Below are 25,597 nucleotides of genomic sequence, written 5' to 3' on the forward strand. Positions count from 1 at the left end.
TGTCCGTAAGGAAAAAAGCTAAATCACGTCACTTTCTCTCTTGCCCTTCCACAATTCTCCTGTAAACTTGTGACTTAGCAGGTGCATTTTGGATCCATTTTCAGAACTTGGCGCAACAGAAAATCCACTCTCAAACAGTGTTTCTGAACCAACCTATTTTATTTCCCTACCAAAGAATATCGCAAGTTATTCCTTAACCTCACAAGCCATCTTAGAAGAATTAAGAGTTAGGCACCGCAGGTTAGAAATGCATGGTAGTGCGGAGATCACTCCTACTTTATTTTTAACCTTGGATTTGATCCCCGAACTATTATCCAAACAAGTGCACTTAACGGATTCTCATAAATCCAATCCGGCCATCAAAGAAGCACTGAAAGAACTCGCAGGTCTTACGGAACACAACAAAGAACCTGTCGTTTATTTTTACCCATTTATTTTACTCGTAGACCAAAAACTGGTTTTTCGTGTGAGTATGATTTCTCCTCAAATCAATGAAAGAACAGACATTGTTCCCTTTAGAAGATCGTGCTTTAAGTATAGCATTGATTTGGTGGATATTTTACTCAAAAACCAATCCAACCTCGATTTGATTTTAGAAAATGAAAACCCAGGTTCGTCTTTACTTCGTGTTGATCAAAAAGGAAAAGTTTATTTTTTCCCTACCAAACTCGGATTTGAATCAGAACTGGAACGTATCCTTCGTAAAAGTATGGAACCCTTTGGTCCCTTACCTGTAAAAGATTTCATTTTAGATGTCATCACTCGTGGAAAAGAAACAGCAAACTTAGTAGAAATCGTTCCAGGTTATCATTTTGTTTTACCTAGTGGGTCACACCATCCAGAATACGCAAAACACCTAACCGTACAACTGGATGGACTCAAACAATTTGCCTTCCCCTACTTAAAACGATTTGCGACTGAAAATCGTTATGAATCCTATTTAGAAAAATTAAATGATTTAGAATCCAAAATTCCAAAACAAACAGAAGAACTTCTGAAACAAGGACAAAACTTATTACAAGAGGTCACTCAAATTTTAGGAGAATTTCCTTTTGAAAAACTAAGTGGTGACGATTCCATTCGCGTCAAAAATGGAATCCAAGATAGCCTTGTCATTTTACAAAAACTTTCTCGTTTCCTATCGCAACAAGAGAAAGAAGATGCGGAAGATGAATTATTTTCTCTCATCCAACTTTTGAGTACAAAAATCGAAGAAAATACGAAAAACACACTCACTCTCACCAAACTCAACTTATACTCTGAAATCAAAACTCTAAACCTAACATCGGATTCAGAAAAAAAGAAGGTCATGGATAAAATTGTAAAAACTTTATCGGATACTTATGGTTGTTTGGAAATGAAAGAGGAAAATTTTCATGTCCTATTTGCCCTTGACCAAAAGTATCTTTCGAAGGTAGAAGAAAATACACTCAAACTAGCTAAAACAAATTCCGAATATCGAAATGAACTACCGATCCTCGACCAAATCCGAATCATTTTAAAAAATCGTTCCGATGTTTCCATCGACAAAGAGGAAATATTACAAGAAACAATAGAAGAAGAAACAGAACCGGAAAACCAAACAAGAAAAGAACCGAGAATTTCTTTTTCCGCCTTACAAGAAAAATTTCACGTTCCCATTGGAGTATTTAGTTTTTTAACATTGGCTTCTGTTGTCACTGTTGTCTCTTTACTGATCGGTAGCCTCGAATACATCGCTAGCGGTTTTTTCCTTAGCTTTATCATGGGGCTTATCCTTGGTTATTTGTATAGAAAAGATGAAAAACCAAAACCCAATCTAGAAAAACAAAAACCAGTGCAAACAAAAGAAAACAGATCTCTTTCGATTGCCAAGGTAGCAGAGACTTTCATCTATCCAAAAAAATTCAATAGCATCGCAGAGAAAGTATACGATTTCAAACGATTACGAAATCATATCGAAGAGTGTGTGGAAGAAATCAAACAACAACTCCCAGCGGCTGACCAAAAAAAGGATTCTAATAAAATCGTCGCAGAGATTGAACATGCAATCATCCAAATTTCTGTGGTGATGAAAATTCCAGAAGCCATCCAATTAAAAAACAGGTCAAAGGAACTGATCCTATCCAAATCAGATTTTCGGACAATTTTATTTCGCACACAACTCGCGGAATACTATCGCAAAGAAGCAAGTCTTTATAAATCTGACCGCGACCAAATGGATTATATTCAGTTTATCATCCGCGAATTAGAATTTGGCTATAATAAATATTTAAAGTAAGAAGTTTGGTATTATGAAGTTGAAACTTTCTCCCATCATTTTTTATTCCTTGGTTTTGGTCTTTTCCTTTGGTTGTAAAAAGGAAAAAGTGAATGCTGAAATGTGGTTGGAAGAACACAAAGAAGAACGAGTATTAAATCTTTCCAATAAAGAAATAGCTGTGTTACCTACCTCAATCGGGAATCTTTCCAAAGTGGAAGAACTCACACTGCAATATGACTCACTCACATCCCTACCTAAAGAAATTGGAAATTTAAAACAGTTGAAGATTTTAAATTTGTTTGGAAATCCACTTACCACTCTTCCGGAAGAACTAGGAAATTTGGAAAATTTGGAAGTGTTACTCCTTGGCCGCACTCAATTACAAGAAATACCCCCTGTCCTTGCTAAGTTAAAACATCTAAAAACCCTTGCACTTGACGAAACCAAAGTGCAACTAACAGAAGCGGATGTGGAAGTGATCGCAAACCTACCGAATTTGGAAATCCTTGACCTAAGCCTCATGCGAGAATACAAAACACTCCCCAAAAACTTGGCAAAACTTTCCTTTCTGAAACAGCTCATCTTACAAAAAACTCTATTGGAAAAATCCGATGTGGTGAGACTCCGTGACGAGTTACCGAAAGTTCGAGTGAAACTATAAGGATTTCTCTATTTTTTTTCCGTTTTCTCTTTGGCCTAGAGTGCAAACATTGGTCTTACTATGGCCAAACCAGAAACGGAAAATCCTTATTCTAAAACAGTTCTCCTTCCTGAGACCAATTTTCCCATGAAAGCCGACCTGGCAAAACGTGAGCCAGGCCAAATTCAAATTTGGAAAACAGAAAAAGTTTTCCAAAAAATGAAAGAAATTCGAAACAACAAACCATCCTTTGTTTTGCATGATGGACCACCCTATGCCAATGGAAACTTTCACGTCGGCCACTCACTCAATAAAATTTTAAAAGACATCATCATCAAATCCAAAACCCTTTCTGGTTTCCAAACGGATATGATCCCTGGTTGGGATTGCCATGGACTTCCCATCGAAGTACAGGTGTTAAAGAATCTAGGAAAAGAAGCAAGGAACACAAGTCCAAGCGAACTTAGAAAAAAATGCCGCGAGTATGCTGCCGAGTTTGTTGGCAAACAAGGAGAAGACTTAAGTCGTTTCCTTTGTTTTTGGGACGAAGATCACAAATACCTAACCATGGCTCCAGAGTTTGAAGCACGGATTGTAGAAGTTTTTGGTTCTCTTTTTGAAAAGGGTTATATCTACAAAGGAAAAAAACCCGTGTATTGGTGCATTGATTTGGCGACGGCTCATGCAGAAGCAGAGATCGAATACCAAAACCATGTTTCTCCTTCCATCTATGTGAAGTTTGCTGTAAAAGGAGAAACGGATACATATTGCCTCATCTGGACAACAACTCCTTGGACTCTTCCTGCAAACCTGGCAATTTGTTTTAACGAAGAACTTCCCTATTCTCTTTTCCAATCAGACAGTCATGGCCGACTCATCGTGGCAGATGGATTAAAAGAAGCAGTGGAACAAAAAACGGGGATCACACTTACCAAAATCAAATCTCTAACAAATGCTGATTTAAAACAAATGGTTTTCCTCCATCCCTTTTTAGAACGTGAGTCGATTTCTCTTTTTGGAAACCATGTGACACTCGATGCAGGAACAGGTTGTGTACACACAGCTCCTGGACATGGAACAGACGACTACCGCGTAGGAACTGCCGCAGGACTTCCAACACTTTCACCAGTAGACGATTACGGCCGTTATACGGACGAATTTGAAATGATGAAGGGGATCAAAATTTGGGATGCCAATCCAAAAATTGTAGAACTGCTGAGAGAAAAAAATGCTCTAGTTCATTTTTCAGAATTCACACACTCCTACCCACATAGTTGGAGAAGTAAAAAACCACTTATCTTTCGAGCCACACCACAATGGTTTTTTTCCATTGATCATAATGGACTTCGTGAGGAATCTCTTAAGGCGATAGACAAAGTCCAATGGATCCCAGATTGGGGAATCACAAGGATTCGTTCTATGGTGGAATCTAGACCTGACTGGTGTTTGTCGAGACAAAGAAATTGGGGAGTACCAATTCCTTCTTTCACTTGTAAGTCTTGTGGTCAGACCCATTTGGATGACAAAACCATCCAACACTTCATCCAAATTGTGAAACAAGAAGGGATCGAAGTTTGGTATGAAAAAGAAGCCAAGGACTTATTGCCACAAGGAACAAAGTGTACCAAATGTGGATCAGAGGACCTCAAACAAGACAAAGACATCCTAGATGTTTGGTTTGATTCCGGCGTTTCCAGCTTTTCTGTGTTTGGTGATTCTATGGGTAAAGAACCTGCCGATTTGTATTTGGAAGGATCTGACCAACATAGAGGTTGGTTCCAATCTTCGCTTTGGCCATCGATGGCCATCCGTAAAACTCCCCCTTATAAATCGGTTCTCACCCATGGGTATGTGTTGGATGAAAAAGGTCACGCGATGTCCAAGTCCCTTGGCAATGTGATCAATCCTACCACCGATATCATCAACCAATACGGCGCTGATATTTTACGTCTTTGGGTGAGCACTCAAGACTTCCGAGATGATGTGAAAATTGGAAAAGATTCCATCAAAACTGTCTCTGAAGCCTATCGCAAAATCCGTAACACCTTCCGCTATTTGCTTGGGAATACAAATGCCTCCACACTCGAATGGAATTTGAAACCAGAAGACTTGGAAACTATTGATAGGTATTACCTACACAAACTGGCGAAACTGAATGAAGATGTGAAAAAACTCTATGACTCCTACCAGTTCCACCAAGTGTATCACAAGGTCCTTGTATTCTGTACGGTAGATTTATCACAAGATTACTTTGAAATCATTCGAGATCGGATGTATTGTGATGCGAAAGAATCTAAAACAAGACGTTCCTCGGAATACACACTGGCTGTGATTTTGGAAGTCCTTTCCAAACTTCTCGCACCCATCTTATCGTTTACGACGGAAGAAGTGTGGTCTAGTTTTGGAAAAAAAGATTCCGTGTTTTATTCTGATTTTTCAGACCTTACAAAGTGGATCGATGATGCCCTCGAAGCCCAATTGAATCCTGTTTTCGCTACCAAAGAAGATGTTCAAAAAGCATTAGAAGAAGCAAGGAAACTCGGAAAACTAGGGAAGTCTCTGGAAGCAGAAGTGTTCATCCCTGGAAATTCCTTACAAAACTCAAAGTTTTCTAAAGATGACCTTAGTTTATTTTTTGTAGTTTCCGAAGTATCCTTTGATCCAAAAGAAATCAGTGAAGTGTATTCTGAATGGAAAGGAGAGACAGGTTCCATCCAAATTCGAAAACCTCACCACCACGAATGCCCTCGCTGCTGGCGCCATGTTTCAGAAAAAGAAGGAACTTTGTGCAAACGTTGTGAGGAAGTGGTTTCCAAACTCTCCCCTAAGTAACGTTAGGGGATTGATTTCAGAATCCAGAAATTAAGCTCAGGTAATCATAGAACCTGTCGTCTGTGATGCGGAGGGCAGGTTTTTTATTTGTTTACCTTTTTCTGTTTCCACCTTCGTAAGAACCTACCTAAGATGATTTCGGATTCCGAAAGTCCTGTGTAGGTTGCGATTCCAAAATACAAGACAACTGCCGGAACCATCGAAAGAGATAAACTCAAACGACTGAGATTGGCATGACTGAGTCCAAGTGCATTCGTTCCCCAATTTTGTAAGTTTGGTTTGATCACCCATTCTGAAAACACAAGCCAAAAGAAAAGCCCAAAGAGTGCGGGTACCATTTTTAATACCCGTTTTCCCACAGTGGCAAAAGGAATTCGCACTTGGTGTGCTTTCAAATAATACAATAACAAAGATGAGGTGACAATCGCCGAAAGGGCCGATGCAAGGGCAATCGCAGAATGTTTCAAAAAGAACATTAGGCTAATGCTCACTACGACACTGAGGACAAAAGATATCAATTGGATGCGAAGTGGTGTTTTTGTATCGGAGAAAGCATAATAGGAAGAAACAAGCACTTTGTTGATGCTATAAAATGGAATCGCCAGAGAATAAAACACTAAGGGAAAAAATGCAGTGAGAGTGGCTAGATGGTCCCAACGTCCCCCATAGTAAATAGAATCCAAAACCGTTTCCCCAAGCACCGCCAAACCAATGCTTGCTGGTAAAGTCAAAAAGAATGCAAATGATAAAACATCGGCAATCTCCTTTGGCACATTTCCTTCCCTGCCCTCCCGTAAATCCTTCAAAAGAGATGGAAGGATGGTAGTCGCAAGAGCAACCCCAATGATTCCCGTGGGGAGTTGGACGAGCCTCTGGGAATAATCCAAACTCACAACAGCACCAAGTCCTGGGTTTTGGTTTTGGATGTAGTTAGCAAGAAAGATATCCACAAGCAGTCCGATTTGGTAAAAACTCCCACCAAGAGCTGCAGGTAACATGAGTTTAAAAATCTTTTTGATGGCAGGGTGTTTGAAATCCAATCGAAAGATGGGACCAAATCCATTTTTGTAAACAAACCAACCTTGTACAAGTAATTGTAATACCCCACCACATACTATTCCATACGCGAGGTAAAATACCCGGTCTTTGATTTCATGATAAAACGGAAAAACAAAAAGAAAGACTGCCAGATAACTAAAGTTAAGGATGATTGGGGATAATGACGGAACAAAATACTTGTGATGCGAATTCGATATCGACATAAAAATCGAAGATAAACTTGCCGTCATGATAAGAAAAAATAGAACTAACGAAAGTTCAACGACCAAATTTCCATATTCTGGTGTTCCACCCACAAGTGTGGGTAAAAACCTCGCCGCAAAGAACCAAAAACAAGCCACAAAAATGGATAAACAAAGGAATAAAAAACTTAGAACTGTTCCTGCCATCACTCGGGCTTCCATCACACCCATTTTTTCATACTCAGAAAAAATAGGCATAAAGGATTGGCTTAAAGTCCCTTCTGCCAGAAGGTTTCGAAACATATTGGGAAGCCGGTAAGCAACACTAAAAGCAGAGGCCACCATCCCTGTTCCAAAACTAACAGCCATAAAGTGGTCACGAATCAGACCTAAAATTCTAGATAAAAATGTGTAAAAAGATAAAGCAAGGGATCGTTTTGTACTGGATTCGTTCCCAGGCGTTTGTTTTGTCATACGACCAGGATTTAGAGTGGATTTAATTTTTCAAGAAAACGGATGGAGCCGTTTGGACTCAATTGGAACTGTATTTTACAGTTAGGGCATTCGTGTTTTCCAAATTTAAAAAGCCGAAGCCTTGTCCCACACACTTCACATTGGATGATCCTTTCGATTGTTTCCAATTGTTTGGTTTTGGATTGGATGTAATTTGGAATTTTGTCCAATTTTGTTTCTGGTTCTTTTCCTGATTTATAAACAGAAAATCTTCTTTCCAATTCTGATTGCAGGGACTCCTTGATTTCTAATCGGAGTTGATTGATTTTTTCTTCCAGAACCGTTTCCATAGGCGATGGACTGGGGTTGACATTTGTTTGTTCTGTCGGCAAAGATTCCAATGTGGAAATTGGTTCTTTGTCTCGAATTTCTTTCCCTTCCCCTTTCGATTTTCCAGTAAAGTAAAATCGAATTCGGTTCTCTTCCGATTTTGGTTCAGAGTCCATTTCCTTTCGAGTTGGCGCTTCTTGCATCGATTTTGAATGACTGTCTACAGTCTCTTTAGGAGAAACATCGACTTGGAGTAAAAAAGATTCAGCGGCATTATGACTACGAAACACTGGTAGTCTCTCAAATAGACCAACCAACCTCAGAACATCTTCCACTTCTTCTTTTAATCCATAAATGGCATACACAGCATTTGCCTTCAGCACTTGTTTGTGAATTTTCACGAGGATACTGATCCCATTCGAAGTGATAAAATCAAGTGATCCCAGTTGGAATAAAAACTTACGATAACCTTTGTTTAATTGTGATTCAAAATAACGGTAAAAATCGTCAGCACTACTTCCGTCTAAACCACCTTTTAATTGAATGGAAAATACTTTGTCTTTTGATTCCATAATTTATCCTAAGAAAATTGCATCACGAATGGTTGTGTCACTTGGTTCCGTTTTGATATGATTCACAACAGGTCCCCCAGGTAATACTTCTACTTCCTTTTCTTTCTCCATCGTATGACTCTGTGGTTGTGGTATTTGTAATTCTTCTTCTAAATGACTCACTGGAGTAACGGAAAGGTCTATTGTTTCCATGGTTTTTTTCTGAATGATGGGCAAGGACTCCCCTGTTTCTGGTTGGGTCACCGTTTCTTTGGCAACAAACACCGAATAAGCAACAAAAGCTCCCGTTAGTAACAAACTCACAACGAGTGCAATCAGGACATAATTGAAAACCATCCACTCCACAAGTTTCCATTGGTTTTCAAATAAGAGACCTAGGTTTCCCCTTTCATACACTAAAATCACAAGGCCCGAAACATCCAAAGTTCCAGGTTTATACAAGGGTGTCGTCAATCGAACTGTATTCGATTTTGCTAATGGAAGATATGTTAATACCCACTCAAAACCATCACGCAGTTTTGGGTCCCGTTTGGAATTGACGATGGGGTTCTCACCGTTTTCCGGTTCGGACCATTCCCATTTTTTCATCCGTATCCCTTTTCGAAAGAAGGTAGATTTTGCCAGTTCTTCGTCAGGTTTTCGTTTTTTTAATTCATCAATGGTATAAATGGTATCGGTGGAAACAAGAAGAGTTGCATCGGGTGCATACAAACTGATTTTTAAAAATCGAAATTGTTCGGGATCATTTTTAGATTGTTCCACATACCGTTGGAACATTTTTTCTAACTCCACATAATCTTCGTTATTCTGCCTAGTCTCTGCTGATTTCGCTAAAGCAAGACTCAAATCCCTTGCTCTATGGTCCGAGATAAACTGTTCTTGGATGAGAGCATTTTGTAAGGACTCATAAAATGTCCAAACCACTCCACTGAGAGCAAGGGTTTCAGAGAGGATCAAAAAGAGAATAAAGGATAGAAAAAAACGTGAATATTTCATGGCTCCCCCTTATTCTTTTCGGCCAAACTTGGGGAAAGGACATAAAAAATCAAAGTTATGGGAGAAGAGATAGAAAATGACGGGCAAATCGAAGGACAAATTCCTTCCGTTTTTCCAAAAACCCATCCTCCAGTCCCAGTTCCAAAAGGGAGGTCATATCCTCAGACCTTGCCCCGCATGGATGGATGAAAGAAAAGGTAGAGAGAGAATTTGTCCCATTCAAAGCAAAACCAAAACTCGTAAAATAGGATTTAGCATACACCCCTTCGGAGATGAGTTTCTTATGAGTGGTTTCCGTATAAAGGCCCGGTGCTTTTGGGTTTTCCACGACAACAAGTCCCCAAGTGCCTTTCACCGCTACCACCAAACTCTCGTTCATGATTTGTAAAAACGCACCCAAACTGAGATTCCGTTTTTTCAGGTCAATGTGGAGGTATCCCACAATTTGGCCAGGTTCATGCGCCGTAAAATCCCCTCCTCTCGGAATGGAAACCAGTTCTACTCCAAGTGTCGTTAAGTACTCCTTGGAAACCAAAAGATTTTCCGCTTTCGCGCCTATGCCTCCTGTCAAACATGGACTGTGTTCTAAAAAGAGCATGGATTCTCTTCGATTTTTCCTGGCATTTTCCTGGAAATCCAAGTATCTTTGGTAGGGTACAATCGAAGGAAAGAGATAGGAAGGTAGTCCTTTTTGATGGAGAAACTTTTGCATGCGATCCTTTGGATCCTCGAAAAATCCCCGAATGGCAGAGCTCGCTTAGATTTAGCAAAGCTCCTCTACTATTCGGATGGTGTCCATTTCCAAAAACATGCGGAGATGATCACACGAGGAGACTATATCCACTTAGAAGACTCACCTTACCCCGTCAAACTGAACGAGGCCCTTTTGTTTTTAAAAGACAAGGGTCATATCGAAGTTGTGCCGAAAATTGAAGGGAATGGAATCCAAGGTTTTGCTTTACGATTTGTAAAGCCACTGGATGGCCTCATCTTGTCTCGGGAAGAAAAACGAGTCATGATGAAGGTTGTGGAAGCCTTCCGTGGGCGGGTGGTAGATGAAAATCGCCATTATCCCAATTTGTATGAAAATTATGTCGTTACACCCTTATTTGCTGCCATTCCGTTTTCTGTGGACAGGATCAATACGAAAATCCATGTTCTTGTCCAAAAAAGCCTTTTGAATCTATCGGGCAAAATGTTTAGGGTTTTATTTGAGAGGTCCGAATGATCATCACTGTTTGCAAAGGCAAAATCCATAGAGCCGTCGTTACTGAGGCGGAACTCCACTACGAAGGTAGCCTCACCGTCGACCAAGACCTAATGGATATGGCTGGTATGAAACCCTATGAACAAGTCAGTGTGGTGAACGTGAATAACGGTGCCCGATTCGAAACCTACCTCATCGTAGGAGAACGGGGTTCTGGAACCATTTGTCTGAATGGAGCCGCCGCTCGTCTTGGGATGAAGGGAGACAAAGTCATCATCATCACCTATGGCCAAGTGGAGGAAAAAGACCTTTCGGCTGACTACAAACCCAAGGTTGTCTTCGTGGATGAGAACAATCGTCCGAAAAAAGCCTAATTTCCCTAATTTTTCTGGGACATTTCTTCGATACTAACTGTATAAACCAAATTGGTAGTCGGAACATGAACAAAACAATATTCGCTCTTTCATTCACCCTCCTCACTTGTGCTCTCTTTGCACAAGAATCAGGGAATCCACAAGGGACACAAGTTTCCGCCGCTTCTTCCAAAGACAACCGGGACATGTATCCTCTCTCCATGTATGATGCTAGAATCCGTTTAAAGAACGTAAGTTTTGTTAGACGACATGCTGACACAGGGAAAGGTGAATTTTTAGATGTGCAAGTGGAATTGGAATCCAGAGTTCCTGAAGACCAAGAATATTCTATTTTTGTATTAGCAGGTTTCGAAGGAGACCGAGTCAATAAAGACGAAAGAAGACTCGTTCCTTATCCAGCGTGGCGTAAAGCTGACCCTGAAAAAGACGAAAGAACTTTATACTTCTCAAATGTAATGCCTACACAATTTACTGCCAAAGAAATTTGGGGTGAAGAAACTTATGCAAAGAAAAGAGAAGAAATGGAAAAACGCCACTTTGCCGGATTTGAAGCAGAAATGCCAGAACCTACTTTTACAGAAGTAGTGGATTACCTTTGTAAAAACAATGCAAAAGCTCTCCCCTTCACTCTGTTTGGTGAAACTGGTCCTTCCAAAGAAAAACAAGTGATTTATAATTACGTAGCACAAACTGCAGATGAAAAGAAACGCCAAGTGCACGAAACATTACCAAAACACACGTATACAATTTACAATAACAAATACAAAACAACAATCACAAGCCACCACTACACTCAGTACAGACCAAATTTTTTAAGTTTTAACAAAGTAGCGGTTCTTGTGTTTGATACAAAAAAACAAACCAACAGTTTGTTATTCCGTAAGTTCATTGATATTTCTGATTTAAAGATTACCTACTAACAGGTTCCAATTTGTTCCCATCCTCCAAGGCCATCACTGGTCTTGGACGGATACCTTAATTTATTCTCATCTCCCATTTCGATTCCAAATCACTTAAAATTCCAATCGTTTCATTTCCAAAGGAAAAAAGAATTCCAAACCCATTTCCATTGGATTCGGATTGGTTTCATTTTTTAATACGGGAGCAAAAACCACAAAGTGATTGGTTTTTGTTGTTCTGGTTTGGATTAGTGGTCTGTGCCTTCAGGGCGAATGGGTGGGAATTGTTCCGAAGCTCGCACTCGCCACTCGTCTTCCGGGTGGTTTAGGTGTAACCAACCGTTCGCAAAGTCCCAACGCCCGTCCAAATCCAAAAAATCCCAGAAAATAGCCTGGTTCATGTATTTGTAGGTATCGAGTAAATCGAGAAGATCCCGTCGTTTGCGGGGAGAGTTTTCCATTTGATTCCAGTTTCGGCAAACTCTGGCCCAGGTCGACGTTTTTTATGGACAAATCCAGGTCTTTCTGCCGAAAATGAAACCAGACATGGCCATCACGAAGGAAAAAAAAGCGGACTTCAATGACAAATTGGTAGATTTCAAAAACTACCTCGAAGAGTTAAAAAAAGAAGCCAATATTTTCAAAGTACAAGCCAAAAAAAGTAAGGACATGGAACCTTATTTTAATATCTCCCTTGCCATCAATTCGATCAAAACGATTAACACCTGTATTGTGATCAATGAACTTTCCACAGCCATTCTCGAGATCAACAATAACAACTACTTAGAAACTGCTAGAAAAGAAATTTATAACTGTATCTCTTACATCGAAAAAACCGTTGGGAACAATGTGGACGGATCCCTTTCTGAAAACAAAGAACAACTTGCGAAGATCGAAAGATTCACTCCTACACAACGATTGAACTTAATCAAAGGTTTGCTCCAGGCGATGAAAAAAACGGTCACTGCCTTTGGTACCAATTCGAAGTGGAAATGGTCTTGGCCAGACATCAACTTCCGTGTTGCGGCATGTACGAAAAATTTATTCGATTTCATCGCCTATGAAAAAGAACAAGACCTCGAAAATCCCTATTATTATATCCGAAAAGAACACTTTAACCTGATCATCGAACTTGCCAACCAAGCGGCCCAGGACTATCGTTCCAAATTCGAAATGTCAACACAAGATTCCACAGATTTGAAACATTCCGTGGAAATGTTGGAGATGAACCGTAAAATTTTCCAAATTACAGGCGAAAATGAAGATTTGGAAAAAACCAAAACACTGATTGAGTCTTTCCAACAAAAGATCACCGACCTCGAATCCGACGATAAAAAGAAAAAAAAGAAACAATAATCGACGATTTTCCCTAGAATCCCCAGTCTAGTTTATAGAAAGGTTATACGTTTCAAAAGGAGATTTCGAAATATGGCACTTACAGAAATCAATGACGCCAATTTCAAACAAGAAACTGCGAATGGCGTGGTTTTAGTAGATTGTTGGGCAGAATGGTGCGGACCTTGTAGAATGGTAGCTCCTGTTCTTGACGAACTTTCACAAGAAATGGCAGATATCAAAATTACAAAACTAAACGTTGATTTCAACCAGAAGACAGCGCAGGAACTTGGAATCCAATCCATCCCTACTCTTCTTCTCTATAAAGATGGAGTTTTAGTAGATAAAGCAATTGGTGCTTTACCAAAACCGCAAATTAAAAAATTTATAGAAAATCACAAGTAGGAAATAAATTATCCCCTAATGGTCAGTTCCGAACCGAATGGTTTTACAGCACTCCCTAGAGGGGGATATTTAGTCGATACTTCAGAAGGGTACATCCAGTTCGGATCCCCTCCTGAGACAATTAAAGACACCATGGGGCTCGAAAAAAAGACCCCTTTGGTGTTTGTCCTCCCCAATAAGTTCTTCCATGTGGAAAAAGGCATCTCGATTGCCGAACTTGAATTTCCCATTTATTTTAATTTCTTCTTTCGCGGTGGCAAAAAAACTTTTATTGTTTGTTCCGCAGAACAAAAAGAACAGCTAACCATTGTTCTTGGGGAATCCCTTATGGGACCTCAAGAAGTAAACTTATCTTCCGAATTTATCGATGGGGCAGACAGTTTTGGTTTCCCTGACATCAAAGCAGAAATGGCCTACTTTCGTAGTTACAAAACCATGGAAGAAGTGGTGGAGTTTGTTTTGTTTGATGAATCCCACAAAGCAAAGTTTGGTGGGATCACTATAGAGCAACTTCCTTCAAACGAATTCCTTGTTGTAGATGGCGATAAAAAAATCAAAATCCCTGGGGAAGTAGACTTCCATGTCAAATATGATATTGGAAAACGTTTGGAAGAACCATTCCAACCACCGCTCATTGGAATCACTTGCCTGGGACCATCTCATGGTTTTGATCCGACAGACAACACTTCAGGTTTTATCATTTGGTTGAATGGCCAAGGGATCATGGTGGATCCACCCGTAAACTCAACCGAGTGGTTAAGGGAATCGAACGTAAATCCTAAGTTCATCAACTCCATCATTCTCACACATTGCCATGCAGACCATGATGCTGGAACTTTCCAAAAAATCTTGGAAGAATCCAAAATCACGATTTATGCAACCGCAACGGTGATGGAATCATTCCTCAAAAAATACTGTAGTCTCACAAAAATTCCACGGAAGGAAATCACAGATTTATTTGATTTTATCCCAGTCGTCATTGGTAGACCCACAATCATCAATGGTGGTGAGTTTTATTTCCACTATGCTCTCCATTCCATTCCATCAGTTGGATTTGAATTCTTTTTCCAAGACCAATCCTTTTATTATACTTCCGACCACTTAAATGACCCTGATGCTTTCGAGGATATGTACAAAAAAGGTGTGTTACCAGAGACAAGGTATCAGTTCCTAAAAGACTTTCCTTGGGATCGGAAAATCATTTACCACGAAGCAGGAGTCCCTCCTCTTCACACCAAAATCAGTTATTTGGCATCCCTTCCGGAAGAAGTACAAAAACGAATTACGGTCTATCATATCGCAGCCAAAGATATGCCCAAGGGAAACCACCTAACTCTCGCTAAGTTTGGGATTGAAAATACATTGTATCCGGAGATCACTCCTCCCAAACACCAAGAAGCTTTCCAACTTCTAGAAATTTTATCTCAAATTGATATCTTCTCGGGATTTCCCATCGAGAAAGCAAAAGAGTTCTTACAAATTGTCAAAGAGGAACGATTCCGACGCGGAGAACAAATCATCAAAAAAGGAACCCATGGGGACAGATTCTTTATCATTGCCTCAGGAAATGTTCGGTTTGAAGGACTCTCCAGTGACCACTCTGCGGTGAAACGATATGGAACTTACGAATACTTTGGGGAAGCGTCCCTCATCCTCGACACTGTGCGCCAAGCGGATGTGTATGCGGAAACCGATGTCCTTGCTCTCACCATTGAAAAAACACGATTTTTCCAGTTCATCCGCGGATCCAAACTCCACGAAAACTTAATCAAACTGAATAGCATCCGAGAGACCAATACTTGGAAAACCCTGACCGAATCCCAAACCTTCCGAGGTCTTACGAGTTACCAAGTCACCCAACTCGAACTCATTTTGAAACTGGAAACGGTGAAAAAGGAAGCAGTTCTCATTGAAGAAAACCAAACCTTTGAAAATGCCTATATTGTGCGATCGGGTACGGTTGTGGTCATGCAAAACCACAAAACCATCCGTGAACTCGGTGCTGGAGATTTTGTAGGGGAAATTTATTCTCTCACCAAAGGCCTACCTTCTCATTTCAGTTTTATCGCTTGGCCAGGGACGGAGCTCTACGTGCTTTCCCAAGAAGACGCCATCCAGTACATCAAGAAAAATCCTGGTGTCTATATGAAGCTGAACACTGTTTATAATTGACCTCATTTCGCCATTTCTGTAACATTTCCATATCAAGGAGTCACAAATTTTATGGAGCGTATCCTCCCCTTTACTGAAGAACACCACCAATTCCGCGAGATGGCTCGGAAATTTTTTGAAACAGAAGTAAAACCACACCACGAAACATGGGAAAAAAACCATATCGTACCAAAAGAAGTTTGGAGAAAGGCCGGTGAAAACGGACTGCTTTGCCCCGATGTTCCTGCAGAATACGGTGGCTCTGGAGCTGACTTTCTTTATAATATCATCATCATCGAAGAATCTTCTCGTGTTGGAAATAGTGGATTTTTTATTTCCCTCCATAATGATGTGATCGCTCCTTACATTTCGACCTATGCGAACGACGAACAAAAGAAACGTTGGTTGCCAAAATGTGCTTCTGGAGAATCCATCCTTGCGGTTGCGATGACAGAACCTGGTGCTGGTTCCGATTTAAAATCCCTTCGTACAAGTGCTGTTGATAAGGGTGATCACTTTGTGGTCAACGGACAAAAAACCTTTATCTCTAACGGACAATTGGCGGACCTCATCATCACGGCAGTGAAACATGATAACGGAACCATTTCCCTTGTCATGATCGAAGAAGGTATGAAAGGATTCGAACGTGGTCGTAACTTAGACAAAATTGGACTCAAAGCTCAAGATACTTCTGAGTTATATTTCAATGATGTGATTGTTCCGAAGACAAATCTCATCGGCAAACAAGGACAAGGGTTTCGTTACCTCATGCAAAAACTCGCACAAGAACGTTTGGTTCTTGCAGTTGCCGCTGTGGAAGCAACAAGACTTGTACAAACCATCACCCTCCAATACATCAAAGAAAGAAAAGCATTTGGTCAAAAGATTGGATCGTTCCAAAACACTAAATTCAAAATGGCAGAGATGGCAACTGAGTTAGAAATGGCACAAGTTTTCTGTGACAAAGTGGTCATGGAACACATGAAAGGCGAAAACACGACTGCAGAAGCTTCTATGTGCAAATGGTATGCGACAGAAATGCAAAAACGCCACACGGATGAGTGTTTACAATTCTTTGGTGGGTATGGTTATATGATGGAGTATCCAATTGCAAGAGCGTATCTCGATGCAAGGATCCAAACAATCTATGCAGGAACCACTGAGATCATGAAAGAAATCATTGGAAGAAGTTTAGGTCTTTAGTTCCCACTCTGCCAAAATTTACCAGTTTCTAATTGAAACTAAATGAAAACCTTTTAGAGAACCCGGTCAAGTGACCGGGTTTTTTGATATCCACAAAACCGATAAACTCTACCAACTAACCATTCGAATCTTCCGCACCTACTCCCACCGAATCTTTCCGTAAATCGGATGTGAGTCGCATCGAACAAAAATGAGGTCCACACATCGAACAAAAATGTGCTTTTTTCATTCCATCTTGTGGTAAGGATTCATCATGATACGACCTAGCAAGTTCTGGATCAAGAGACAAGGCAAACTGGTCTTCCCAACGAAATTCAAAACGAGCTTTACTGATTAAATCATCTCGTTCTTTGGCACCAGGATGTCCTTTGGCAAGATCGGCAGCATGGGCTGCAATTTTATACGCAATCACCCCATCCTTTACATCTTGTTTGTTCGGAAGGCCCAAATGTTCTTTCGGTGTCACATAACAAAGCATAGCCGTTCCATACCAAGCAATCATCGCAGCCCCAATGGCCGAAGTGATATGATCGTACCCAGGGGCAATGTCTGTCACAAGTGGCCCAAGCGTATAAAAGGGAGCTTCCATACAAATCTCTTCTTGTAAACGGACGTTATCCTGAATGAGGTGCATGGGAACATGACCTGGCCCTTCCACCATCACTTGGATGTCATCGGCCCAAGCTCGTTTGGTGAGTTCCCCCAAAGTTTTTAATTCCGCAAATTGGGCTGCATCGTTTGCATCATTGATACATCCAGGCCGAAGTCCATCACCTAACGAATAAGATACCCCATATTTTTGCATTAGTTTCGATATCAAATCAAAATGTTCATACAGAAAGTTTTCTTTTTTATGATGGTTACACCACTTCGCTAAGATGGAACCACCTCTGGAGACAATTCCTGTGATTCGTTTTTCCGTAAGCTTCACATACTCTTGTAAGACCCCAGCATGGATGGTAAAATAATCCACACCTTGTTCCGCTTGTTCTTCCAAGGTTTCGAGGAATACATGGATGTTTAGATCTTCGACTTTCCCCTTCACTTTCTCTAAGGTTTGGTACAAAGGAACGGTTCCAATGGGAACTGGGGAATTCCGAATGATCCATTCCCTGGTTTCATGGATGTTTTTCCCAGTGGATAAATCCATGACTGTATCTGCTCCCCAATGTAAGGCCCAACGCAGTTTTTCTACTTCATCTTCAATGGAAGAAAGAATCGCTGAATTTCCAATATTGGCATTGATTTTCACAAGGAACTTTTTTCCAATGATCATGGGCTCTAATTCCAGATGACGTTTGTTAGATGGAATTATAGCTCGACCAATTTTTACTTCATTCAAAACAAATGCAGGATCCATTCCTTCTCGTTTGGCAACATACAACATCTCTTCTGTAAGGATGTTTCGTTTTGCATAAAAGAGTTGGGAAAAATTTTGATCTCCCCTATTTTCTCGTGTTTCAATCCAAGAACTTCTGAGTTTCGGAATTCCTTGTTGATAATCATATGTTTCTTCATGAATACAATACATCCCTTCTGTTCGGTAGGCTTTGTATTCCGTTCCGTTGGATAAGGGAATGGTAGTTTCGGGTATTGTGAATGGAGTGGTTTCGTTTGGTATCATGAGATTTCCTTGGCCGGAATCTCTGATCCATGGAATGGAATCAAAAAGAAAAGGTGAATCGCCATGATGAGCGGATCATACAACCAAAACCAATGGAATTGGTCACTCAAACGATGGGTCTTTTTCCGTTTCCCTTCGCAAGCATTACCAAGATCAGGTTCAAAAAGGGTATTTCTCAGCCGAATTTTTGGATCACCAAAAACCTTAGGCACCCCTAACGGTTATCTCTTATAGAAAGGGATTTCCATTTTTTGACAAGAAATTTAATTCCTAAGGGTTTCAGGTTTTTTCCCCGATTCCTTTGTTTTATTTTTTCGAGGCAGATACTTTGCTTTCATTTGACTGTATTTGATTTTGGATAAAATATTTTTTTCCCATTCCTTCGGAAATTCCTCTCCCACAAAGAATCGAAACAATCGATAGACAAACGACATTTGTTTCCAATACACTAAATTTTTTGCATCACGGTAATAGTTTCGAAATCGTAAGTTGGATAAAAAACTCTTTTTCACAGACGGATATTTTTCCATCAAGGTTTCAAAGATATATAAGGTATGATCCCCTTCGTAGTCATGTTCGATGATTTTTTCCATCACGATATTGGCCGAAGATATATCTTTTGATAAAAATACCCAAAAGAATGTAGAGTTAAAATAGTATTCACAAAACATCACATCGTCGGCATTTTGTAATGCTAAGATCACACGGTCATTCCCTGAATACATTGCTTGGTCGATGAGTAAAAAGCGACTGATAAAATTATCTCCCATCTTTAACATGGTGTACATAATTTCAAAATGTTGTTTGGCTTCTTTTGCCGCTTTTTCTTCCGAAATTTTTTCCGCTTTTGAAGTGAGTATCTGGTAAATTTTAACAAATTCCAAAATTGGAAAATTTTTATGGGACAGAGTGGAATGGATGGTTTCTAAAAATTCAATTTGGGGAAGATACGATTTGTTTCTGAGTTCATCGAACTTTGTATCCTCTACTTTTTGTTTCATCTCGAGGAAACGATCCGTCAATCCAGGTTCCAATTCTAGTAATTTGAGAACAATTTTCTCTTCAAAAAAACTGGCATATTCTAATTCTTTTTGAATTGCATCCGTTGTATCATAGTACACCCAACCAAGTGTTGGCAAAAAAAAGTAAATTTCAGAATTGGCAAAACCATTTTCTAAATACTCCACCAATTCCTCACGAAACTCTGGTTTGGTGTAAAATGGAGTTTCAAATTCTGACATCATGGAATGAATGAGAGATGTGGGAGAGGTATTTAATTCTTCGATTAGAATTTGATGGAAGTCGGAAGTTTCTTTTTGAAAATTATCCACTAAAAAATTCTGGATATTCACAAAGGATCTTGCGGCAATTGCATTGTAAGCAAACGCATACTTTTCTTCGACTCGTTCCCCTGAATAAGATACGATGGCTAGTTCCACTTGCAATGGATCAATCCATGTTGGATCAGTTGGAAGTTCATTGGCTGACCCTTTCTCATTTTTTCTAATGAAATAATAAATGGGCATGGCTAACTCATTATCCAAAAGATTTTGAATGAGAGAAACCATTCCTTTCCCATAAACTTTTAATTCATTTTCTTTGATTGTTTCTGCATTGAGTTGGAAAGCAAAATAACTTTGATTCAAATCAGGAACACATAACTTGCGTAAACTGGACAAAATCTTTGCCGCTTGGTCAGTTAACATCAATTCACGTTTATGGGAGTCGAACAAACTGTCCAAAAAGAGGGGTGTGTAAATTTTCAGTTGGTCTAAACGAGAAACGCCAGAAAGCCGGAACATTGTCATAAATCCACCTACAACCCGCAAAACCATGGGATTGGTATGATTGTGATGGATTCAATTCAAATAGAATTATTCTAATTTACAATTGGAATTTTAGAATATAAAGAAAAACGAATCTTCCGAATCACAAGCAGATCAAAACAGAATTTCCGAACAACAATCGAGTTTTTCAAAAATGCAAACAAAAAACATCATTTAGGCGGGATTTACGATGAACGATCGTTTAATTTAAAACCCTTCCTTGGCGCACCATGCGGTTGATGTAGACTTGTAGATCTTGTTTTCCCTTTGGTCCCATCGCTGTAAACTGAACACCGTATATTCCAGATTCTTTTGATTTTTTCCCAATTTGTTTGATGACTCCTTTGGCAAGAAAGTCAGCCAAATCGCCTGGCAGAGCCACGAGGATTTCCACCGTTTCGTTCATATCCCATTCATCAAAATGGTTGGGAGCGACAATTCCCACCCCACCCATACTGATATCACTCGCTGTTAAAACGTCCAAAAGAGACGTTCCCATCAAGTGGATCTCCACAGGTTCAGATTCGAGGGGTTTGACACGGACATGTTTCCGTTTTTCTTGGATTGGCGCCATTAGGAAAATTTGTCATAAAAATCTATCGTTGTAAACTCGGAAATTCTGGCTTCCTCAATTGTTAAGAAAGCATAGACCAAACTCCGATATTTGGTATAATAGGGTCTTGTATGAAAACTCGAGTACTGACAATCAGTTTTGTTTTAGGTAGTTTTTTCCTTTCTCCGAGTTTTGTGGAGGCGAAAGTCACCTGTTCTGGGGATGCCTGTAGCATTCTTCCAACTACCATCCAATCTCAAATCAACAATTTAGACCAAGCCCTTCAATTACAATATACGGACAAAGTGCTTGCGACCATGTCGGAAGCGGCGGTCGTTTCCAATATCAACTCTTCCCTTATGGGACCAGGACTTGTGAACAGGTTCCAAGTGGGTATGGGAGTTGCAGTTGCTGGACAACAAAAAGAAGACATCAATGTTGTGTACCAAAACTTAAGTTTTCAAAAACTTCCGAATGTGGGTGCTTCCATTGCACCTAACTTCATTGTGGCGGTTAATTTAGGTTGGCTTATGGGTGGTGGTCCTTCTGATACCGAACCAGAACTCAGAACATTTTTACACAGATTCAATTTATATCTACATGGTTTTCAATTTAACTTCTCCCAAGGTGATGTTCAAAAAGCCATCGAAGCACAAAATAAAAACGTAGATCTAGGTGGTGATATTACAAGTGGTGGTTTTACTTTACGTTACCAATTGATAGAAAACTATTCAGATGGAATTGGTCTTTTTGAATTCACCGGTATTTCTATGGGGCTTGGGTTACATTACCAACGCCAACTCATCGACGTTACATATAATGACAACAAAACACAATCCATAACCCTTGGGCCTGCTGTAGGAACTTGGGGTGGTGCTACGACGTTTAACTATTCCAGTACGGTCACAAGTGTACCCATTGATCTCCGTACCGGATTTCGATTCTTTTACTTTTTTACTTTATTTGCTGGAGGGGGAACATCGATGAACTTTGGAAGTTCTTCCTTGAACCTCTCGCGTTCTGGTCCTCTTGTGTTGGCTCTGGATTCCAGTGCGATATCCTCTTCCTTATCAGCAGAAATCGCGGCCCTCATCCCGGCATCGGCACTTGGCCAAACGAAAACAGGAACTCTGACCATGGATGTGAGTGGGAAAGCACAAGCACCGAACACAACAAACTTTCTCATCGCCGGTTTAGAAATCAATGCCCTCATCACCAAACTGACAGTAGAAGCCGTCGTTGCCCAAAATGTCCAATCGGTGATGGTTGGCGCAAAATTTGCCTTTTAGATCGATCTTGGCACTGTTTTTGCACTTTAAAGAGTCATCACGTTTTAGAACCAGTGTGGGGTTTTCCTGACACCATCTGTTTAGGTTCTAAGCAATTTGCAAAAGTTTTAGGAGCGATCTATGGCACAAGTCATGCAAGAAATCAAAAAACCCATCCTACATGTCTCTTGTGTCCCAAGAAAAGACACGACCCTCCTCAAAATTTCACTCTCCCAGGATGATTTAGGAATTCTGTATCGAGTCACTTCTGTTTTATTCCACCATAGATGGGATATTTTAGAAGCCGTGGCCGAAACATCCAGTGATGGACATGTCCAAGACCTCTTTGTGATCCGAAGTTGGGATGGAAAGGAAATGACAGAGAGTTTACTTTCCCAAATCCGAACCGACCTATATTCCCTATTTTATGAAGGAAAAACTGTGGCGATGTATCTTAGAGAGAATTCCAAAGAAGAAATATTGGTTCGTAAAATTGGAGATTCAGAAGCTTCCCTCAAACTCTACAATCCCATCTCCTCTGATTTTACGGTGATGGATTTACGAATGAAAGACACACCAGGGATTTTATTTCAAATCACAGAAGCCTTATATCATTTGGGAATTGATATCATCAGTTTTACAGCCAACAGTTTTGATGGCAAAATCCGAGATAGTTTTTTACTCCGCACTTCGCTCACGGGAGACAAACTGGATGAAAAACTGATGTTTCCGATGTTACGTGCAAAATTGGAATCGTTTCTTTAACTCGTCCTTTCCTTTTGTTTTGCAAGAAATAAGGTAAACACGATTAATAAAATCAGAGATACCAAAAAGGCAAAACTCGGTCCCTTTTGAAAGTATAACAAAGAAAAGACGATTGGGGATACTGCTCTTCCAAGTGAGCCAAAACTACGAAAGAGTCCAAGAGAGCGACCGAGGTCCCCTTTTCCACTCTCCAAAGAAGCAAAGGATGATAACCCTGGATTGACAAGGGCACTTCCAAAAGCCAAAAAGAATAAAGAAATCAGGAGTCCACTGAACTCCGAACCAATGAGGACAAGGAGTGCCATCCCCACAACCACTGTCACCCCTCCATACAAAGAAATTTTTTTCTCAGAAATTTTTCCAGAAAGCCGTCTGACAACACCACCTTGCACGAGTATGATGATGATTCCAATGTACAAAAACGTAAATCCAATCTCTTTGGGTGAAAATTGAAACTTGTCCGAAAGAAAAAAATTCACAACAAATTCAAAACCAGAAAAACTAAGAACAAACAAAAGATTGAGTAGAGAGATTCTGACCAAATTCCTAGATTCAATTTTTTTTAAGGATAAAAACGGATGAATCTCCTTATCCGGAATGGTATTTGGTTTTTTGGCAGGTAAAAACAAATACACAAGGATCATCGAGATAAGAGACACTAATATTGCAAAAAAAGCAGAGGCAGGAAAAACCACAAACTCACCGGCTAAATAATAAGAATCTAAAAATGTCCACTGGGAACTGATTCCTCCAAGCAGGGGCCCCATAACAAATCCAAGCCCAATCCCTGCTCCTAAAAGTCCCATACCCGCTGCTCTCGATTTTTCATCTGTTTGGTCCGCCATAGCAGCAGAGGCCACAGATAAATTTCCACCCATCATTCCCGTGATCACACGGCTTAAAACAAACATCCAAAACTGAGAGGAAAATAACCAAAGGAGATACCCGATGGTATTTCCAAGAGTCGTAAAAAGTAAAATCGCACGACGACCCGAATGGTCAGACAACCTACCCCATACAGGAGCCGCTAAAAATTGTAAAAGGCTATAGATACTTCCTAAAATTCCACCAAACAACACAAAGGTGTATTTGGTTTCACCACCGAAGGATAAAATTTCTGCGAAAGAATAAAAGCTACGAAAAAAAACATCATCTCCTTTTGACAGAAAAAACTCCAATGTCTTTGGAAACAGTGGAAACAAAAGGGAAAATCCCATCATATCCGTAAAAACGATTAAAAATAAAATGAATTGGATTTTTTTAGGAGACTGACTCATCAGGGCTACTCTCTGAGAACAAATAAAAAAAGCCACAGAAAACTCTGTGGCTTCTCATGATTTTCATCAAATTATTTTGAAGACTATTTAGATTTTGCTTTGTCTATTAGGACTTTTAGCTCATCTAACGTTTGTTTCAATTTCTCCTTCACTTGTGGAGGAATTGCGGTATCAATTTGTTGGTAAATTGATTGGTAGTTTGATTGTAACTTTGCTACAATTTCATCATAACTAGCATTCGTTTTTCCAAGCGCACCTTGTGCATCGGCAATTGTTTTGCTAAGTAGGTCACGGATTTTTTGTGTCTCGGCAGACTGATCCAATTCCCCTTTTGATTTTAACTCAGTGTAAACTTTTTCTAAATCTACAACTGCAGATCTTAATTTTTCTTCACCAGAACGAAACAATGCGATTCCAGCGTTAACGACATCCATAACCAATTTTTCCATACAACATTCCTATCAAAGGGACTAAAATCTTAGATTTTGGATTCCAAGTGTAAGCAAACAAAATGGGGATGACAATAAAAAAATTCCACCACCTTCATTTTCTATGAGACATAGTTAAATCAGGAGAATCGAGTGAGTTGAAATTGGTTATTGAGTCCCGGCTTGCTTTCGCAGACTTGGTTGATGCGTCGGTGATGTCTTACCGATGACCTGGTTTTTTCCGTTGAATCGAATCAGCTGTTTTCGATGAGTTTTTTGATTTGGTCGCGGATCTTTGCTGCGGTTTCGTAATCTTCTGTTTTCAGAGCATTTTCTAAGGTCTCTTCTAAAATCTGTAAATTGGACTTAGGAAGGGCTTGGATTTTTTTCTCAGAAGAGATGTTTTCCCCTTGGATTTCATCTTCTTTCATGATGATCCCTGTTTCATCTAACACAGATTTTGCGATAAAAATCGGAGCATTGGCGCGAAGGGCAAGAGCGATGGAGTCAGATGGTCTTGCATCTAACGTGATGATTTCTTCATCGCGACGCAGTTGGATTTTAGCATAAAACGTACTGTCGATGATTTCTTCGATTGTGATTTTCTGAACCGTTGCACCGAGTGATGTTAACATATACAACATCAAATCATGGGTCATCGGTCTTGGAGGTTTTGTGCCATCGATGACAGTGGTGATGGAATGGGTTTCGAGTGGTCCAATGAAAATCGGAACCACACGTTTGTCTTCCGAATCTTTAGGACGTAAAAAAACGGCAAAACCAACATTGGTCAGGCTGATATCAGAAATTTTTACTTCATAAAACTCCATACAATATCGTTTCCTTTCCTGTTTTGTGGGCCCAGAAGGGCTCGAACCTTCGACCCGCAGATTATGAGTCTGCTGCTCTAACCAACTGAGCTATAGGCCCCACTGACTTCCAATCTTTCGAGGAAATAAGGAGAGACAAGCACAAA

Annotated in this window: 23 protein-coding genes, 1 tRNA gene and 1 riboswitch; of the genes, 12 read left to right on the plus strand and 12 right to left on the minus strand. The window is 40.0% G+C overall.

The annotated features are described in order from the left end of the window. Window positions 1-88: 88 nt before the first annotated feature. Genes EHQ59_RS08640 through ileS form a run of 3 tightly spaced genes read left to right on the plus strand, consistent with a single transcriptional unit; the run spans window position 89 to window position 5,714 of the window. Window positions 89-2,260: a hypothetical protein gene (locus tag EHQ59_RS08640; RefSeq protein WP_135619276.1), complete on the plus strand. Its 2,172-nt coding sequence runs from the start codon at window positions 89-91 to the stop codon at window positions 2,258-2,260. Between the two features lie 13 nt (window positions 2,261-2,273). Next, window positions 2,274-2,903 (plus strand): leucine-rich repeat domain-containing protein, encoded by a 630-nt coding sequence (locus EHQ59_RS08645; RefSeq protein WP_135619277.1) that lies wholly within the window; start codon window positions 2,274-2,276, stop codon window positions 2,901-2,903. Window positions 2,904-2,963: 60 nt separating this feature from the next. Beyond that, window positions 2,964-5,714 carry an isoleucine--tRNA ligase gene (ileS, locus tag EHQ59_RS08650; RefSeq protein ID WP_135619278.1) on the plus strand — a complete coding sequence of 917 codons (2,751 nt, stop codon included), beginning with the start codon at window positions 2,964-2,966 and terminating at the stop codon, window positions 5,712-5,714. Window positions 5,715-5,797: 83 nt separating this feature from the next. Here the strand turns inward: ileS and murJ are convergent, their stop codons facing one another. Genes murJ through lipB form a run of 4 tightly spaced genes read right to left on the minus strand, consistent with a single transcriptional unit; the run spans window position 5,798 to window position 10,018 of the window. After that, window positions 5,798-7,429, minus strand: coding sequence for a murein biosynthesis integral membrane protein MurJ (murJ, locus tag EHQ59_RS08655; protein WP_135619279.1), 1,632 nt, complete (start codon window positions 7,427-7,429; stop codon window positions 5,798-5,800). 11 nt (window positions 7,430-7,440) lie between these two features. Beyond that, window positions 7,441-8,310: an STAS domain-containing protein gene (locus tag EHQ59_RS08660; RefSeq protein WP_135619280.1), complete on the minus strand. Its 870-nt coding sequence runs from the start codon at window positions 8,308-8,310 to the stop codon at window positions 7,441-7,443. Between the two features lie 3 nt (window positions 8,311-8,313). Further along, entirely contained in the window at window positions 8,314-9,306 is a 993-nt protein-coding gene (locus EHQ59_RS08665; protein WP_135619281.1) for an LIC_12071 family protein, read from the minus strand. Between the two features lie 55 nt (window positions 9,307-9,361). Next, on the minus strand, window positions 9,362-10,018 hold the full coding sequence (gene lipB / locus EHQ59_RS08670; protein WP_135619282.1) for a lipoyl(octanoyl) transferase LipB: 657 nt from the start codon (window positions 10,016-10,018) through the stop codon (window positions 9,362-9,364). Between lipB and EHQ59_RS08675 the strand changes: the two genes are divergently transcribed. From EHQ59_RS08675 to EHQ59_RS08685, 3 genes are all read left to right on the plus strand, one after another. Beyond that, window positions 10,001-10,534, plus strand: coding sequence for a type II toxin-antitoxin system antitoxin SocA domain-containing protein (locus EHQ59_RS08675; RefSeq protein WP_135619283.1), 534 nt, complete (start codon window positions 10,001-10,003; stop codon window positions 10,532-10,534). The genes lipB and EHQ59_RS08675 overlap by 18 nt on opposite strands. After that, window positions 10,531-10,887, plus strand: coding sequence for an aspartate 1-decarboxylase (panD, locus tag EHQ59_RS08680; RefSeq protein ID WP_135619284.1), 357 nt, complete (start codon window positions 10,531-10,533; stop codon window positions 10,885-10,887). The genes EHQ59_RS08675 and panD overlap by 4 nt, the downstream gene beginning before the upstream one ends. 65 nt (window positions 10,888-10,952) lie before the next feature. Beyond that, complete coding sequence (locus EHQ59_RS08685; protein WP_135619285.1) at window positions 10,953-11,807, plus strand: hypothetical protein; 855 nt, start codon at window positions 10,953-10,955, stop codon at window positions 11,805-11,807. 227 nt (window positions 11,808-12,034) lie between these two features. Here the strand turns inward: EHQ59_RS08685 and EHQ59_RS08690 are convergent, their stop codons facing one another. Continuing rightward, window positions 12,035-12,247 carry a hypothetical protein gene (locus EHQ59_RS08690; RefSeq protein ID WP_135619286.1) on the minus strand — a complete coding sequence of 71 codons (213 nt, stop codon included), beginning with the start codon at window positions 12,245-12,247 and terminating at the stop codon, window positions 12,035-12,037. 85 nt (window positions 12,248-12,332) lie between these two features. On the opposite strand from EHQ59_RS08690, the gene EHQ59_RS08695 reads away from it, so the two are divergent. From EHQ59_RS08695 to EHQ59_RS08710, 4 genes are read left to right on the plus strand one after another with little or no spacing between them, the layout of a single operon-like run. Further along, window positions 12,333-13,142, plus strand: a complete 810-nt coding sequence (locus EHQ59_RS08695) for a hypothetical protein (RefSeq protein WP_135619420.1) — start codon at window positions 12,333-12,335, stop codon at window positions 13,140-13,142. 45 nt (window positions 13,143-13,187) lie between these two features. Continuing rightward, window positions 13,188-13,526, plus strand: coding sequence for a thioredoxin (gene trxA, locus EHQ59_RS08700; protein ID WP_083930036.1), 339 nt, complete (start codon window positions 13,188-13,190; stop codon window positions 13,524-13,526). Window positions 13,527-13,544: 18 nt separating this feature from the next. Next, complete coding sequence (locus tag EHQ59_RS08705; RefSeq protein ID WP_135619287.1) at window positions 13,545-15,698, plus strand: cAMP/cGMP-dependent 3',5'-cyclic-AMP/GMP phosphodiesterase; 2,154 nt, start codon at window positions 13,545-13,547, stop codon at window positions 15,696-15,698. Between the two features lie 51 nt (window positions 15,699-15,749). Beyond that, window positions 15,750-16,880 carry an acyl-CoA dehydrogenase family protein gene (locus EHQ59_RS08710; RefSeq protein ID WP_108958769.1) on the plus strand — a complete coding sequence of 377 codons (1,131 nt, stop codon included), beginning with the start codon at window positions 15,750-15,752 and terminating at the stop codon, window positions 16,878-16,880. Between the two features lie 115 nt (window positions 16,881-16,995). Here the strand turns inward: EHQ59_RS08710 and thiC are convergent, their stop codons facing one another. The 3 genes from thiC to EHQ59_RS08725 form a co-directional block, all read right to left on the minus strand. Next, window positions 16,996-18,504, minus strand: coding sequence for a phosphomethylpyrimidine synthase ThiC (gene thiC / locus EHQ59_RS08715; protein ID WP_135619288.1), 1,509 nt, complete (start codon window positions 18,502-18,504; stop codon window positions 16,996-16,998). 113 nt (window positions 18,505-18,617) lie between these two features. Further along, a riboswitch (TPP riboswitch) is annotated at window positions 18,618-18,730 on the minus strand. A 37-nt stretch (window positions 18,731-18,767) separates the two neighbouring features. Beyond that, the gene (locus EHQ59_RS08720) at window positions 18,768-20,312 is read right to left on the minus strand and encodes a hypothetical protein (protein ID WP_135619421.1); all 1,545 of its coding nucleotides are present in this window, start codon (window positions 20,310-20,312) and stop codon (window positions 18,768-18,770) included. Between the two features lie 220 nt (window positions 20,313-20,532). Continuing rightward, entirely contained in the window at window positions 20,533-20,904 is a 372-nt protein-coding gene (locus EHQ59_RS08725) for a PilZ domain-containing protein (RefSeq protein ID WP_135619289.1), read from the minus strand. A 110-nt stretch (window positions 20,905-21,014) separates the two neighbouring features. On the opposite strand from EHQ59_RS08725, the gene EHQ59_RS08730 reads away from it, so the two are divergent. Then, complete coding sequence (locus EHQ59_RS08730) at window positions 21,015-22,172, plus strand: Lsa36 family surface (lipo)protein (RefSeq protein WP_135619290.1); 1,158 nt, start codon at window positions 21,015-21,017, stop codon at window positions 22,170-22,172. A gap of 120 nt (window positions 22,173-22,292) precedes the next feature. Further along, window positions 22,293-22,916, plus strand: coding sequence for a hypothetical protein (locus EHQ59_RS08735; protein ID WP_135619291.1), 624 nt, complete (start codon window positions 22,293-22,295; stop codon window positions 22,914-22,916). On the opposite strand, the gene EHQ59_RS08740 is transcribed toward EHQ59_RS08735, so the two are convergent. The 4 genes from EHQ59_RS08740 to EHQ59_RS08755 all read right to left on the minus strand — a co-directional run bounded on the left by EHQ59_RS08740 (window position 22,913) and on the right by EHQ59_RS08755 (window position 25,551). Further along, entirely contained in the window at window positions 22,913-24,193 is a 1,281-nt protein-coding gene (locus EHQ59_RS08740; protein WP_135619292.1) for an MFS transporter, read from the minus strand. The two genes, EHQ59_RS08735 and EHQ59_RS08740, sit on opposite strands and share 4 nt — an antisense overlap. 83 nt (window positions 24,194-24,276) lie before the next feature. After that, entirely contained in the window at window positions 24,277-24,642 is a 366-nt protein-coding gene (locus EHQ59_RS08745; RefSeq protein ID WP_135619293.1) for a phasin-related domain-containing protein, read from the minus strand. A gap of 233 nt (window positions 24,643-24,875) precedes the next feature. Beyond that, on the minus strand, window positions 24,876-25,451 hold the full coding sequence (locus tag EHQ59_RS08750; RefSeq protein ID WP_135619294.1) for a bifunctional nuclease family protein: 576 nt from the start codon (window positions 25,449-25,451) through the stop codon (window positions 24,876-24,878). Between the two features lie 26 nt (window positions 25,452-25,477). Next, window positions 25,478-25,551, minus strand: a tRNA-Ile gene (locus tag EHQ59_RS08755). Window positions 25,552-25,597 lie beyond the last annotated feature (46 nt).

The organism is Leptospira kemamanensis, from assembly GCF_004769665.1.
GTDB classification, from domain to species: Bacteria; Spirochaetota; Leptospiria; order Leptospirales; family Leptospiraceae; genus Leptospira_A; species Leptospira_A kemamanensis.

Excerpts from the sequence above, each read along its gene's own strand:
- EHQ59_RS08645 (WP_135619277.1), top strand. The coding sequence starts at position 2,274 with ATGAAGTTGAAACTTTCTCCCATCATTTTTTATTCCTTGGTTTTGGTC.
- ileS (WP_135619278.1), top strand. The coding sequence starts at position 2,964 with ATGGCCAAACCAGAAACGGAAAATCCTTATTCTAAAACAGTTCTCCTT.
- murJ (WP_135619279.1), bottom strand. The coding sequence starts at position 7,429 with ATGACAAAACAAACGCCTGGGAACGAATCCAGTACAAAACGATCCCTT.
- EHQ59_RS08660 (WP_135619280.1), bottom strand. The coding sequence starts at position 8,310 with ATGGAATCAAAAGACAAAGTATTTTCCATTCAATTAAAAGGTGGTTTA.
- EHQ59_RS08665 (WP_135619281.1), bottom strand. The coding sequence starts at position 9,306 with ATGAAATATTCACGTTTTTTTCTATCCTTTATTCTCTTTTTGATCCTC.
- EHQ59_RS08675 (WP_135619283.1), top strand. The coding sequence starts at position 10,001 with ATGGAGAAACTTTTGCATGCGATCCTTTGGATCCTCGAAAAATCCCCG.
- lipB (WP_135619282.1), bottom strand. The coding sequence starts at position 10,018 with ATGCAAAAGTTTCTCCATCAAAAAGGACTACCTTCCTATCTCTTTCCT.
- panD (WP_135619284.1), top strand. The coding sequence starts at position 10,531 with ATGATCATCACTGTTTGCAAAGGCAAAATCCATAGAGCCGTCGTTACT.
- EHQ59_RS08685 (WP_135619285.1), top strand. The coding sequence starts at position 10,953 with ATGAACAAAACAATATTCGCTCTTTCATTCACCCTCCTCACTTGTGCT.
- EHQ59_RS08690 (WP_135619286.1), bottom strand. The coding sequence starts at position 12,247 with ATGGAAAACTCTCCCCGCAAACGACGGGATCTTCTCGATTTACTCGAT.
- EHQ59_RS08695 (WP_135619420.1), top strand. The coding sequence starts at position 12,333 with ATGGCCATCACGAAGGAAAAAAAAGCGGACTTCAATGACAAATTGGTA.
- EHQ59_RS08705 (WP_135619287.1), top strand. The coding sequence starts at position 13,545 with ATGGTCAGTTCCGAACCGAATGGTTTTACAGCACTCCCTAGAGGGGGA.
- EHQ59_RS08710 (WP_108958769.1), top strand. The coding sequence starts at position 15,750 with ATGGAGCGTATCCTCCCCTTTACTGAAGAACACCACCAATTCCGCGAG.
- thiC (WP_135619288.1), bottom strand. The coding sequence starts at position 18,504 with ATGATACCAAACGAAACCACTCCATTCACAATACCCGAAACTACCATT.
- EHQ59_RS08720 (WP_135619421.1), bottom strand. The coding sequence starts at position 20,312 with ATGACAATGTTCCGGCTTTCTGGCGTTTCTCGTTTAGACCAACTGAAA.
- EHQ59_RS08725 (WP_135619289.1), bottom strand. The coding sequence starts at position 20,904 with ATGGCGCCAATCCAAGAAAAACGGAAACATGTCCGTGTCAAACCCCTC.
- EHQ59_RS08730 (WP_135619290.1), top strand. The coding sequence starts at position 21,015 with ATGAAAACTCGAGTACTGACAATCAGTTTTGTTTTAGGTAGTTTTTTC.
- EHQ59_RS08735 (WP_135619291.1), top strand. The coding sequence starts at position 22,293 with ATGGCACAAGTCATGCAAGAAATCAAAAAACCCATCCTACATGTCTCT.
- EHQ59_RS08740 (WP_135619292.1), bottom strand. The coding sequence starts at position 24,193 with ATGAGTCAGTCTCCTAAAAAAATCCAATTCATTTTATTTTTAATCGTT.
- EHQ59_RS08745 (WP_135619293.1), bottom strand. The coding sequence starts at position 24,642 with ATGGAAAAATTGGTTATGGATGTCGTTAACGCTGGAATCGCATTGTTT.
- EHQ59_RS08750 (WP_135619294.1), bottom strand. The coding sequence starts at position 25,451 with ATGGAGTTTTATGAAGTAAAAATTTCTGATATCAGCCTGACCAATGTT.